This is a genomic window from Flectobacillus rivi, from assembly GCF_030056655.1.
GTDB classification, from domain to species: Bacteria; Bacteroidota; Bacteroidia; order Cytophagales; family Spirosomataceae; genus Flectobacillus; species Flectobacillus rivi.
In genome coordinates this window covers 215,651-229,551 of sequence record NZ_JASHIE010000012.1, presented here as the reverse complement: position 1 = coordinate 229,551, position 13,901 = coordinate 215,651, and the positions used below count along the sequence as shown (strand labels likewise).

Genomic DNA, 13,901 nt, shown 5'->3' with positions numbered 1-13,901 from the left:
TAAGAATCTTTGCAATTTCGGTCGGACTAAATTTGCTGCTTTTCATAATACTTACTTAAAGTTAAAAAATATTACACCTTTTAAACTTTTAATCCGTACTATTTTGGGGGAAGCTTACACTATTAGCCCAAGTCAAAGACTTGAGCTAACTTGTTTAATGCTTTACTGATTTAATCTTCCTGAGTCAAATACGTTTGGTCAACGATATTTTTAATAATGGTGTCTAGTTCTACAGTCGCTTCTTTTAAGTACTCCAAATACATATCCATGCTAGCAGAAGAACCCGATTCGAGTAGTAAATTGGTAATTCCCATGATATTAGCCAGTGGCTTTCGTACTTCGTGAGATTGTTGCCAAGCGATCTTTCTGAAGAGCTCCGAATGTAATTGAAGTTTTTCCTCCTGTTTGAGTAAAACACGAACGTCTCTTGCTGCTAGTACAATGGTTTTATTAGTGTTAAACCTATAGGCATTGATGGTTACGTCAACGGTAATAAGTTCGCCTGCTTTATTAATTGTAGAGATAAATCTTTCTGAGGTAAGATTCGTAAAGAAAGCATCAGAATTTTCGAAAAATGGACTACTTTCTCTGTCATCAAAGTAAGAGCAATAAATGATACTTCTGAGGTCTGTTCCTATTAATTCTTGAGAAGTATAGCCTAGCAGCTCCTCTGCTACAGAATTGAGTTGAATCACTTTGAAGTTTTTATCGAGCACAGCCAGTGCGATAGGCGTATTTTCGATGATATTTTTAAACCTGATTTCACTTTCTTGAAAAGAAAGCTCAAATTTCCTTTTTTCTGATACATCAAGCGATAAAATGGTAACCCCTATGATTTGGTTTGTTGGATTTTTGATGGGAAATACTTTAATCCTAAACCAATAAGTCTGTCCATTGGAAGCATTAACAGGTACTTCTCTATCAATTATTTCACCACGTAAAGCTAATTTGAGTAGAAACTCAGTTTGTGATTTATCGGCATCGTTGATAATATCTAAAATTTTCACCCCTTGTTGGAGTAGGTGATTATTTTCATATACGTATTGTTTAGTGAGGGCTTCGTTGTAATACAAAATCCTGAGATTCTCGTCGAGTAATAAGACACCTTCATGAGCTTCTGAAAGGATAGATTCAAAACAATGCTTAAGCGCACCGATTTCTTTATGGATAAGAGCGTTGTGAGTGAAGTTTTTGAAAGATAAAAGTACACCTTGAATCGTACCTTGGCTGCCATAAATGGGTTCGCCTTTAATACGGGAATGAATAGCATTCGATTCGTTTGGGTGGGCTAAATTGGTGTCTACTTTTTTACCAGAAATTATTTCTTCAAAGAGTTGATAGTAATTGTCTTGGGTAATAGGAAGCTGATATTCGGTGATGAGTTTTCTTTGTTTAACTGGCAAAGAGTTATACCATTGTAACATTGTTTCGAAATGAGCATTGTATGAAATAATCTCATGATTGGGGGAAACAAATAGGGATGGTTCTTCGCTAAAATTGAGCATAGTCTGGACTACGTCGACTAGATGAGAGTTAAGCATAGTAAGGGATATAAAATGATAGGTTCAATAATGATGTGTTATAGGTAATTAAATTACCATTGCAAAATTATTATAGATACCCAAATTTCCGAATGCTACTATACTTTTAAAACCACTACCGAGGTTCTAGTCCAATACTTGAACCTATTTTTTAATAGTTTTCAAACTATTTGCCTTCCATATCAATATGTTTTTCTTGATGTTCAAAAGCCCAAGTCGCCATGGCGTGTATGACAGGAAGGAGTTTTTTCCCAGATTCACTCAACTGGTAAGTCACAAAAGGAGGGACTACAGGTTTTGCTTCTCTGATTAACAACCCATCTGCTTCTAACTGCTTCAAGTGCTGAATTAATACCTTTTCTGTAATAGCTGGAATCGCCTTTTTGAGTTCACTGTATCGTTTACTTTCAGTAGATAAATGATAAATAATGATGGGCTTCCAGTATCCTCCAATCTTTTCCATAGTAAAAGTTACAGGACACAGTTCCAAGGCTGTTTTCTTATTTTGTTGTATTGTCGATGATTCTTTGATGGCTGTCATGGATACATACTTTAGGGTAAGTACTTGTAAAAAAGTAAGTACAAAAATACCTTTGTATCAACAAAAAACAAAATATAAGATCATGAAAATTACACTCATAGGTTCATTAGGAAACATAGGAAAACATTTGGTGAAAATATTGGTAGCAAATACTAACGAAGTAACCGTTATCAGTAGCAACGAAGATAGAAAGTCTGCCATCGAAGCGCTTGGTGCTCAAGCTGCTATTGGCTCGATTACAGATACTGATTTTTTGGTAAAAACTTTTACAGGTGCTGATGCAGTATTTGTAATGACTCCTCCAAACATGGGTGGTCAAAACATCATCGAAAATACTGTTAACGCAGGTAAATCGTATGCTGAAGCTATTACCAAATCAGGAGTTCAAAAAGTAGTAATGCTCAGTAGTATTGGGGCGGAATACGAAAATGGAACAGGACCAATCGCAGGACTTTATCATATCGAAAATTTGTATCGCTCTTTACTCCAAAATGTGAATGTGAGCTTTATGCGTGCGGGATATTTTTACACAAATTTCTATAACGATGTTCCATTAATCAAAGGAATGGGAATCATTGGTTCAAACTATCCAGCCGATACCAAAATTCCACTGGTGCACCCACAAAATATCGCCGAAGCAGTAGCGGAGGAATTACAAAAAAGTACTACAGGGCATCAGGTTCGTTATGTGGTAAGCGATTACGTAAATGTCGCAGAGGTAGCAAAGGCATTTGGTAATGTTTTGGGTAAACAACTTCCTTGGGTAGAGTTTACCGACGAACAATTATTACAAGGAATGCAACAAGCAGGTCTACCAGCCGAAATGGCAAATTTGTATACCGAAATGGGCACGGCAATTCGTGAAGGAAAATTACAAAAGGATTTCGAGGCAAGCGGTGCACCACAAGTTGGTTCCATCAAAATTCAGGCGTTTGCCAAAGAATTTGCAGGCGCATTTTAAAGTTAAAAAGCCCTAATTATGATTTCATCCACAGTCTAAACAACTTCTTGTTTGGGCTGTGGATTTTTATTTTATCTTTATGATAAAATAGACCTCAAATATGCCATAACTGTCTAATAGTTTAGGCATTTGGTCGATTGAGAGTCGTAATTTTTTGGCTAAAAAATACAGATTGCGTAACATTACATCAGATGTACAGAGTTGATTGAATATTTGATTTTCGCCACGCTGTACCTATTCCCTTCAATTTTTACATAAACCAATTTAACTATTTGAAAATGAACGATTACAATTCTTCTCGCCGTCAGTTTTTAGGTGCTGGCGCTGCCTTGCTTACAGGTACACTCATGGCCAATGGAAAACTCTGGGGGATGCCTGCCATTATTGACAATTTCGGAAAATCTGGCTCTTTGATTAAAGGCGTACAAATCGGTGTAATTACCTATTCGTTTCGTGAAATGCCAGACCAAAGTGCGGAGGCAACCTTACAATATGTCCGTGATTGCGGTATTAGTGCGATTGAATTGATGGGCGGTCCAGCAGAAAGCTTTGCTGGCGCACCTAAAAATCCTGTAGATTTCCGTACCGTATTTCCGTTAATGCGTAAACGCAACGAAAAGCAAACTTTGACTCCCGAGGAACAGCAACAACTAGACGAAGCTGAAACTAAAATGAAAGCTTATCGTGCAGAAATGGCACAATGGCGTGCTACAGCTCCTATTAGTAAGTTTGAAGAATTAGGCAAAACCTATAAGAAAGCAGGCGTTTCTATTTATGCTTTCAAACCTGATGCCTTTGGTATGCAAAATACCGATACTGAAATTGAATACGGTATGCGTGCTGCAAAGGCTTTGGGTGCTACGCAGGTTACTTTGGAGCATCCAAGTAATGATGCTCATACCTTGAAATTGGGTAAAATGGCTGAAAAAGTTGGTATCAAAGTCGGTTACCATGGTCACGAGCAACAAACTTATACTTTCTGGGATACAGCATTGGCGCAGTCACCTGCCAATGCTTTAAATCTTGATTTTGGACACTTTGTGGCAGCAGGAAACCCAACGCCTTTAGAGATGGTCAAAAAATATCATGAAAGAATTGTTAGTATGCACATCAAAGATCGCCAGACAAAAGCCAATGGTCGTGGCAATTTGCCATGGGGACAAGGCGATACGCCTATTGCTGATGCGCTCAAATTGATACGTGATAATAAGTACAATTTCCCTGCAACTATCGAATTAGAATATCAAATCCCGAAAGGCTCAAATTCGGTAGAAGAAGTGAAAAAATGTTTAGAGTTTTGTAAACAAGCGTTGGCATAATAGGGAACAGGCACAAAGGCACAGAGGGACAAAGTGAAGGAGGGTAAATCACGAAGTATATCTGTGCCTTTGTTGTTTCCCTGAAAATACTTATATTTTTAGTAGAGCTATAACACTAGGTAGGTAAAGAATCAAGAGTAAAGTTTAATTACTAACCCCTCCTTGCCTAAACCCTATCCCCTAATCAACACTTTGTCCCTCTGTGCCTTTGTGCCTGTTCACTTAGTAATATGAACCTACAACACCTTTTCTCAGAATTACTTCAAGGGTATACTCGCGATAATTCGAAGATGATAACATATTGGACAGAGCTTAGCGATGCCTATTCGCAGCCTAGACGACACTATCATAATTTGACTCACTTAGAAAACTTATATCATGAATTAGTATCCATAAAGACTCAAATTCAAGATTGGGAGATTCTCTTGTGGGCATTATTCTATCATGATGCAGTGTATGACACGTTAAAATCTAATAATGAAGAAAAAAGTGCAGCTTTGGCTGAAAAAAGAATGAAAAGCTTAGGAGTTTCGGAAGAAATCGTAGCCAGAGTTGTTGAGATGATTTTAGCGACAAAAACGCATGTGATCTCTGAAAATCAAGATGTTAATTATTTTACAGATGCCGACTTATCTATTTTAGGAAAAGACTGGGAGGTTTATAAACAATATGCGAAGCAGGTAAGAAATGAATATGCGATTTATCCAGATTTATTGTACAATCCTGGGCGAAAGAAGGTCTTAAAACACTTTCTAGAAATGAATCAGATTTTCAAGACCGATTACTTCACTCAAAAATATGAGGGACAAGCGATATTAAATATAAGTAGAGAATTGGAAGGGGATAGGGGTTAGGCAAAAAGGCAAGAGTAAAGTTTAATTACTAATGCCTCCTTGCCTAACCCCTATCCCCTCAAAAAAACTACTCCACTACAACCTCATCCACAAAAAGCCATGCTTTATCTCCTGCGCCAGTCATATTGGCAGGAATGGTTCCGTAGGCTTGAGCTTTGATTTTGAGAAATTTATATTGTTGATTTCCCAACGACATCGGTATAGTCAATACGCCCTCTTGTGCAGGCACACTTGGATTGACCGTTGATAAAGTAGTATAGTTTACCCCGTCATTAGATGCTAAAATACTCACCGATTTAGGCATCCAAACCCAGCTAGAAGGTTTATGGAAAAAGCGAAGCGTGATTTTTGAAAAGTCTGTTGCCTGATTCCATTTAATCACACCTTCAAAATCTTGATCATTCCATCCAAGCCATTCCTCGTCATTGAATCGACCATTACCGCCAAAAGTACCGTTGGTTATGGCGCCAATTCCCCCTCTAAAGTATCGTTTGCTAGGAAGTGTTGTCAATTCCATTTGTACTCCCGTAGCCTTGTTGATGCTGATGGTACGAGTGATTTCGTCTACCATTCTACCTTTCATTACGGTGGCAGCTTTGATATTGGTAGTTTGCGAAATCAAAATAGGACCAGTGTACAAATTTGATTGCTGTGTCGGCGTGCTACCGTCGGTTGTGTAATAGATAGGCGCTCCATTGTTATCGCATAGCAACGACAAATTAATACGTTGATTGGCATCTCTTGAAGTTTGTGTTTTGATTTCAAAAAAGTGTTTGGCATAGTTAACTGAACGATAATCCATGCGAGTCAAATAGCTCGATAATCTATCTAGAAAGTTAGCATAATTGCGATCTTCCTTTTTCGACCAACCTACTTCCGCCAAGGCTACTCCTCTTGGGAAAGTCATATATTCGGCATGACTACCAACAGGCACTTGCTCTGTCCAAAGGTTTGCTTGTGGCCCTAATACATACTTCGCTTCTTCTGCCGTTAAGTTTTCTGGAATAGGTTCAAAGCTATAAATTTTTGGAAGGTTAATAAATCCTGCAAATGCCAAAGGTTCGTTCGGGTCTTCTGATTGATAATAATCCAAATAGCAGTGCGAAGTTGGCGACATAATGGCATTATGCTTCATTTTGGCAGCTTCACCACCACTTTCTAGGCTTCTCCAAGCCATAACAGTTGCATTTGGTGCTAATCCTCCTTCTAAGATTTCGTCCCAACCAATCATCTTACGACCACGGCTATTGAGGTGTTTTTCAAGCGTTTTGATAAAATTACTCTGTAATTCATCCACATTCTTTAAACCTAAATCTTGGGTAGTTTTACGACAAACTGGACATTTATGCCAAGCTACTTTACTAGCTTCGTCACCGCCTATATGAATGTATTCACTTGGGAAAATACTAATTACTTCGTCTAAGATGTCAGCAATAAATTGTGCTGATTCGGGTTTTGGACAAAACTCTCCTTGAAACAGCAATTGTTTACCAGTACTATCTTGACAAGCATACTGTGGATAAGCAACCAAGGCTGCTTGCGAGTGTCCTGGCACATCTACTTCAGGAATAATTGTAATAAAACGGTCTTGAGCATATTTGACCAATTCGCGCATTTGTTCCTGTGTATAAAAACCTTCATTGGTTGGCCATTGTGGAGACTTGGCGGTGTGTAAAAGCGGATATTTCTTGCTTTCAAATCTAAAAGCCTGTCCGTCGGTCAAGTGCCAATGAAAACGGTTGATTTTGAGTGCTGCTAATTCATCAATATACTTTTTCAAGAAATCAACAGGCATGAAATGACGAGATACATCAAGCATAATCCCGCGATAACCAAAACGTGGTTCATCTTCAATCGTTCCGCAAGGAATCGTCCATTGTGTATCATTCGCACGGATTTTTTGTTCTATATCCGTTGGCAAGAGTTGTAATAAACTTTGTACCCCATAAAAAATCCCTGCTGGTGTTTTTGCCTTAAGTTGGATATGCTGAGGTGTGATGTTCAGTTTATATCCTTCAGCCTGAGTCACTTTAGCATCCAAAATTACCTCAATAGGCTTTTTGCCCTTCGCTTTACTCACGACAGGCAATGCCAAACCCGCTGCCAAGCGACATTTGTCTTTCAGTGGTTGAAGCGCCACCAACGTTTGTGGGTTGCGGGTTTTGTCTACAATAACTACCTGCTTGTTTAGCTCGAAACTCCCATTTTGAGGAATAATCTTTTGGGGTTGAGGAATAATTGGATAACGATTTTGCGCTAGTATTGTACCCGAACAAAGCAGACACCATAAAAGCAAAAGTTGTTTTTTCATATTGATTTTAATTGAAATTGGGTGGGTGATTATGACCTTAGTCTATCATTTCCAAAGGTATAAAATGATATTGGGGCTTTTATACTCATTTGTATAGAACGCCTTCCCAAACTTGAATTGTTGTGGTATTACCCACGAAGTACTAATTTGCATCCGATTTGTGGATTAAACTAGTGTGAAAGCGTCAATAAAGAGTTTAATCTCATAACTCAGCACTAGAATTGTACGGAGGATTTCTAACTATCGCAGATTTAGGATTTCTGATTTCGGAAATAGAGTAAAACACTTTTATTTTTTACAAAAAATAGAAGCTTGCACTTCCGAAATCCAACATCCGATATAAATGGTTTTTATAATCCTATGTACACTCCTAACTCAGCACTCAAAATTCATCACTTATATGATTCCTATTAAGTTGTCCATAAAGGGCTTGTATTCATATCGCGAAACGCAGGTAGTTGATTTTACCAAGTTGACTGAAGCGTCTATTTTCGGGATTTTTGGAAAAGTTGGCTCTGGTAAATCCTCTGTTTTAGAGGCGATTACCTTTGCTTTGTACGGCGATACCGAAAGAATGAACAAGTCGGGTGACGACCGAAACTATAATATGATGAATCTTCGCTCAGATGACCTACTCATCGATTTTGAGTGTCGTGCGGGCAAAGACAATCACTTGTATCGTTTTACGGTAAAAGGTCGTAGAAATAGCAAGAAGTTTGACGATGTAAAAACTTTTGAAAGAAAAACCTATCAATGGATGCCCGAAATTTCAGATTGGGCGCCTATTGAAGTTGAAAATGCTTCCGAAAAAATTATAGGTCTTTCTTATGAAAACTTTAAAAGGACGATTATTATTCCTCAGGGGCGTTTTCAGGAGTTTATCGAATTACCCTTGTCGAAACGTACCCAAATGATGAACGAAATATTTCAATTGGAGCGTTTTGACTTGGCATCTAAGGTAAAATTAGTCAAGGAAAATAATGAAAAACAGCTTGAGCATCTCAATGGAAAAATTGCCCAATTAGGACAAAGTACTCCCGAACAACTAGACGCTATCAAAGACCAATTACAGGCATCAGAGGCGCTATTAGTGCTAAGAAATCAGGCGCTGGCAGATAAAGTTGCCGACGAGAAAAGCCTAGATTGGGTCGCCAAACTCTTTAAGAGCTTGGAAGAAACGGCCGCACAGTTGCAAACTTTAGAGGCTCAAGCGGAGGAGTTTGAGACAAAAGAGAGTCGATTGAAGACTTATCAAAAAGTTTTGATGCAACTAAAGCCTTTGCTTACCCAACAGCAAGCTCGATTAGTAGAACAACGAAAGGATACCTTGGCTTTTTCTAGTAAAAACCAAGAGCAGGAACAGTTGGTGAAAAATATTCAGGTTGCTCAACAAAAGTTGGATGAACTCAAACCAGCTTTTGAGCAAAAAGAAAACTTGTTGAAAGAAGCAGAAGAATGGGGTTGGGCTTTGAGATGGAAACAGGCTTCGAGTGAGAGAACCAAATTGCTGGAGCGTCTAGAAAAAGGTAAAATTGCTGTTGAGCAACAACGGGTTCAAATTCAGCATGGACAAGCAGAAAGGGTTCAGATAGAGGAGGCGTTGCAAAAACTCAAAAGCCAGCAAGTCGATCTTCATCGTCTCTCGATGGTGTCTACGTGGTTTGGACAAAAGAAAACGCTTCTTTCTCAGAGAAATACCATTACTGAAGCAGGAAAGGATGCAAAACTAAAAGCGGAGGATTTTGAACAAAAAATCCAAGCGATTTGTCAAGACGAAGTTTTTCAAGAACGTATTTCTAGTCAGCTCGAATTACCAGAACGTCTTACCTTGATTGAACATCTGAAACAGGAGTTTAACCAAAAAATAGATTTTCATCAGCACCATATTTCACACTTCGAAACGCAAAAGGCATTGCAGGCCTATTCAAATGCTTTGCACGACGATGAGCCTTGTCCTTTGTGTGGTGCAATTCATCACCCCGCTAAGTTGACTTCTTCGGAGGATTTTTCTGGAAAAATACAAGCAGAAAAAACTGCCCAAAAAGCTTGGCAAAATCGCCTACAACGTATCGAACAGCTGACGGCTCAATGGGATGCGCTAGCGCAGAATATGACTATCTGGAATACAGAGCGAAACAAACAGGCGGTTTTGTACAAAGATATACAAGCCAAAATTCAGGAGCATGACCTGAGTTTTGTATGGACTGATTTTTCAAAAGATGATGAAGAGGCGGTTCAAAAAGCCTTTGCCTTGGCCGAACAACAACAAAAGGAAATAAAAGCTTTTGAAGAAAAACGAGGGGCACAAGAACAACAGCTGCAAGTTTGGCAAAAGGATTTGGAGGAAAAGTATTTGCCTACTTTACAAAAAATAGAGGTTGAAATTTCGGCTAAAATGTCGGAGATAAGCACTGCTCAATCGCAGATACAGCGTTTGGATATACAGACGCTAGAAAATGAAACCGCAGAAAGTATTGCTATTCATATCCAAAGGCTTCAGCACCAGCATCAGGAGTTGGTCAAAAACGTTGAGCAATTGCAAAAGGATATACAATTGTTACAAGACCAAAGCAATAGATTGGGAGGTGAGATTGTAGCGTTGAAACAAAATCTGACACAGCACACACAAATCATCGAGACATTGGAGGAGCAACTCAGAGCTGCGATGTCAGAGATAGGTTATGTGGACAAAGAGGAGATAGAGCAAATTTTGGCTTGGGACTTGGTAATTGATGTAGAGCAAAAAGCCATAGAAACCTTTAAAGTACAATTACAAGCTACTCAACAGCGACACAAATCTCTCTTGGAAGAGACCCAAGGTTTACGCTACGATGTTGGAATTCACCAGCAACTTTTGGCGGATATAGCAACATTACAAAATGAAATAAATACCTTGCAAGCGGAAGCTGGTGCACTCAGAGGTAGACAATTACAACTTGAAAAAGACTTGGCGACTCAGGCCGATTTGTTGAAAGAAAAGGAGGCTTTAGAAATTCGTAGAGCTGACATAGATACTTTAGCAAAACTCTTTAAAAGCCAAGGGTTTGTAGGGTTTGTGTCAGGAATGTATTTACAAAACCTTTGTAATCAGGCTAATGAGCGTTTTAGTAAAATGACCCGACAGGCTTTGCAACTCGAAATTTATGAGACACGTCCTTCAGAATTTGATTTTAGAGTGAGAGATTTACTCAATGAAGGAAGAACAAGAGCCGTAAAAACGCTTTCTGGTGGACAGAAATTCCAAGTTGCCTTATGTTTAGCCCTAGCTTTGGCAGATAATATCCATGCTCAAACTCAATCAACCAATAATTTCTTTTTCTTGGATGAAGGTTTTGGGTCGTTAGATAAAGATTCGCTAACAGAAGTTTTTGAAACCTTAAAATCTTTACGAAAAGAAAACCGCATCGTCGGCGTTATTTCCCACGTAGAAGATTTACAACAAGAAATAGAAAGCTATATCACCGTAGAAAACCACCCAGAAATGGGAAGCCAAATTAAGTGATATCGGATTTTAGATTTTTGATATCGGATTTGATTAAAGAATATAGAGGGATATTCATTGCTAAATAGTAAAACTAAATGGTGTTAAAATTTGAGAGTATTAATCCAAAATCAAAAATCCGACATCAGCAATACTCAATATGATTTCCGTAACAATACTTACCAAAAATAGTGAGGCGCGATTGGCGCAGTGTTTGGATGCCTTGAAGGGATTCGATGAAGTAATTGTGCTCGATAATGGGTCGACCGACCAGACATTGGCTATTGCACGCCAATACGCTAATGTTTGTGTGCATGAGCACCCATTTATTGGCTTTGGTAAGATGCGCAATTTGTCTGTGAGCTTCTGTAAAAATGACTGGATTTTGTGGGTTGATTCCGATGAGGTATTAGACCCGATTTTGATTCAAAATATTCAGAATCTTTCGCTCAATCCTAACCATCTATATCGTTTTTTACGAAAACAATATTACAATGGCAAATACATCAACGGAGCAGGTTGGGGAAACGACAAAGTAACACGACTTTTTCATAAAAAAAGTACACAGTTTAATGACAAAGATGTTCATGAAGGATTGAATACCAAAGGTTTGCAAGTTGTAGATATTGAGGGAGTTATTCATCATTATTCTTATGAAACGGCTGATCAGCTTTTGGCAAAAATGAACTATTACTCGACCCTTTTTGCGGTGCAGAATCAGCATAAAAAAGGGACACATCCCGTGATTGCCTATTTCAAGAAGACCTTCCATTTTTGGAATTACTATTTACTCAAAAAAGGATTTTTGTATGGCTACGAAGGCTATTTGATTTCGTATTGCAATGCACAAGGAGCATTTTTCAAATACATGAAGCTTTATGAAATGAATCAGAAAGAAAAGTCATAACTTGCACCTTTATTTTTTTGCTCTCTTTAAACAGTGAACCGAACTACTAAATTGGATGTCGTACATCCGTGCTACAATCCCCACGAAGGTTGGGAAAAGGAGCTTTTACATTATTATAAAATATTTGTTTCGCAACTCCCTTCACAAGTGGAGGTTAAATTGTATTTGGTTGATGATGGTTCTATAAGAGGCGTGACAGAAGCCCATTTACAATATCTCCGAGAAAATATCCCTGCTTTCGAGTATGTTACGTATTCCCAAAATAGGGGAAAAGGATTTGCTTTGCGTACTGCCATCGCCAAAACGCAAGGTGATTTGATTATTTATACCGATGCCGATTATCCCTATCGTATGGAAAACGCTTGGGAGATGTTTAGGTTATTGAACGACGAAAATTATGATGTGGTTTTGGGCGTTCGTGACGACCATTATTATAGTCAATTACCGTTTTTGAGAAAAATATTTTCCCTGTCTTTACGCACGATGAATCATGTTTTTTTCCCATCGATGTTCGTAAAAGACACTCAATCTGGTTTAAAAGGATTTAATCAAAAAGGGAAAGACGTATTTCTCAAAACTCATATCAACTCGTTTTTATTTGATATGGAGTTTGTGGTATTGGCGTCACGTCGTAAAGATTTACGCTTGGCCAAAATACAAGTACACGTGCGTGATGGAATTAGTTTTTCACAAATGAGCTGGAAAACGATAAAACAAGAACTACTGAGTTTTCAAAATATTTTTAGTCGAAGTAAGTAAGAGATAGAAGTGATGAATTGTGAGTTTTGAGTGATGAGTTGTCCTTTACTGCCCTTGTTGAAGTTTTCTCCAACAAGCAATTTGCGTCAGCTACTGAGCAAGTATAAGATGATTAACTCGCTGGCTTGTAGGCTTTTTGCCGCCCTGTTGAAGTTATTTCTAACAAGCTAATTAATGAAGCTTTCAGCTTAAGGCATAGAGTCTAAAGCACGGAAGTCTACTAATTTTTTTTATTATTATGCTAAAAGCAATCTTAACATTTGACGTAGAAGAGTTTGATGTGCCTTTGGAATACGGTCAACAAATCACAATGGAGGAACAGATAGAGGTTTCGACTCGTGGGACATTGCTTTTGAAGGCATTATTAGATAAACATCAAGTAAAAAGCACTATTTTTTGCACAGGACAATATGCACTTTCTCAGCCTGAGTTAATGAAAACTTTGGCCGAGAAACATGAGATTGCTTCTCATGGAATGTATCATAGTAGCTTCGATGCAAAGATTGATTTACCTGCTTCCAAGAAATTACTTTCCCAAATCACAGGACAGTCTATCGAGGGATTCAGAATGGCAAGGATGATGCCTGTCGAAAATCAGGATATTGCAGATGCTGGTTATGTGTATAATGCTTCGTTGAATCCTACTTTTTTGCCAGGACGTTACAACCATTTAGACAAACCGAAGCTCCCTTTTGTGCAGGATAGGTTATGGCAAATTCCTGCGACGGTTACCCCAAATTTGCGTTTTCCTATGTTTTGGTTGAGTTTTAAAAACTTACCATTTAGTGTTTACAAAATGTTTTCGAATAGCGCCCTCAATCGCTATGGGATTATTAATTTGTATTTCCACCCATGGGAGTTTACCGACCTTTCGGCTTATACCACCATTCCTGCGTATGTCCGTAAGCACTCAGACAGAGTACTTTTACAGCGTTTGGATGACTACATTACTTGGCTAAAAGCTAAAGGAGTAACCTTCATCACCATGAAGGAATATGTGGAGGAGCTAAAGCAGAAAAGTAATACAATATAAAATGCTGTAATAATCGGTAGTAATCCTATCCATACAGAATGGTTATAGAAACTATTTAATATTGTATAAGTAGAAAGCATTCTATCCTTCCGTAATATCTTACTTTTTTATTAGACTTACCTTTCTTACACAAGAGAAATAGTCTTTGTGGATACTACAAAAGAAGGTTATGAATTTACAAACTCACCATTACT

The 13,901-nt window shown here is 38.3% G+C and carries 10 protein-coding genes; 7 read left to right on the top strand and 3 right to left on the bottom strand.

Annotated elements, in window-relative coordinates:
- Positions 1 to 170 precede the first annotated feature (170 nt).
- Entirely contained in the window at positions 171 to 1,505 is a 1,335-nt protein-coding gene (locus tag QM481_RS17845) for a PAS domain S-box protein (protein ID WP_283382717.1), read from the bottom strand.
- 202 nt (positions 1,506 to 1,707) lie between these two features.
- Entirely contained in the window at positions 1,708 to 2,082 is a 375-nt protein-coding gene (locus tag QM481_RS17840; protein WP_283382716.1) for a winged helix-turn-helix transcriptional regulator, read from the bottom strand.
- Between the two features lie 82 nt (positions 2,083 to 2,164).
- On the opposite strand from QM481_RS17840, the gene QM481_RS17835 reads away from it, so the two are divergent.
- The 3 genes from QM481_RS17835 (at position 2,165) to QM481_RS17825 (ending at position 5,216) form a co-directional block, all read left to right on the top strand.
- The gene (locus tag QM481_RS17835) at positions 2,165 to 3,043 is read left to right on the top strand and encodes an NmrA family NAD(P)-binding protein (protein WP_283382715.1); all 879 of its coding nucleotides are present in this window, start codon (positions 2,165 to 2,167) and stop codon (positions 3,041 to 3,043) included.
- 278 nt (positions 3,044 to 3,321) lie between these two features.
- Entirely contained in the window at positions 3,322 to 4,362 is a 1,041-nt protein-coding gene (locus QM481_RS17830; protein WP_283382714.1) for a sugar phosphate isomerase/epimerase family protein, read from the top strand.
- Between the two features lie 290 nt (positions 4,363 to 4,652).
- The gene (locus QM481_RS17825) at positions 4,653 to 5,216 is read left to right on the top strand and encodes an HD domain-containing protein (RefSeq protein ID WP_283382713.1); all 564 of its coding nucleotides are present in this window, start codon (positions 4,653 to 4,655) and stop codon (positions 5,214 to 5,216) included.
- Positions 5,217 to 5,283: 67 nt separating this feature from the next.
- Here the strand turns inward: QM481_RS17825 and QM481_RS17820 are convergent, their stop codons facing one another.
- Positions 5,284 to 7,527 (bottom strand): beta-N-acetylhexosaminidase, encoded by a 2,244-nt coding sequence (locus QM481_RS17820; protein ID WP_283382712.1) that lies wholly within the window; start codon positions 7,525 to 7,527, stop codon positions 5,284 to 5,286.
- A 400-nt stretch (positions 7,528 to 7,927) separates the two neighbouring features.
- Between QM481_RS17820 and QM481_RS17815 the strand changes: the two genes are divergently transcribed.
- The 4 genes from QM481_RS17815 (at position 7,928) to QM481_RS17800 (ending at position 13,707) form a co-directional block, all read left to right on the top strand.
- Complete coding sequence (locus QM481_RS17815; protein WP_283382711.1) at positions 7,928 to 11,029, top strand: AAA family ATPase; 3,102 nt, start codon at positions 7,928 to 7,930, stop codon at positions 11,027 to 11,029.
- Positions 11,030 to 11,168: 139 nt separating this feature from the next.
- The gene (locus QM481_RS17810; RefSeq protein ID WP_283370306.1) at positions 11,169 to 11,915 is read left to right on the top strand and encodes a glycosyltransferase family 2 protein; all 747 of its coding nucleotides are present in this window, start codon (positions 11,169 to 11,171) and stop codon (positions 11,913 to 11,915) included.
- Positions 11,916 to 11,948: 33 nt separating this feature from the next.
- Positions 11,949 to 12,674 (top strand): glycosyltransferase family 2 protein, encoded by a 726-nt coding sequence (locus QM481_RS17805; RefSeq protein WP_283382710.1) that lies wholly within the window; start codon positions 11,949 to 11,951, stop codon positions 12,672 to 12,674.
- A 238-nt stretch (positions 12,675 to 12,912) separates the two neighbouring features.
- Complete coding sequence (locus QM481_RS17800; RefSeq protein WP_283382709.1) at positions 12,913 to 13,707, top strand: polysaccharide deacetylase family protein; 795 nt, start codon at positions 12,913 to 12,915, stop codon at positions 13,705 to 13,707.
- The last annotated feature ends 194 nt before the right edge of the window (positions 13,708 to 13,901 follow it).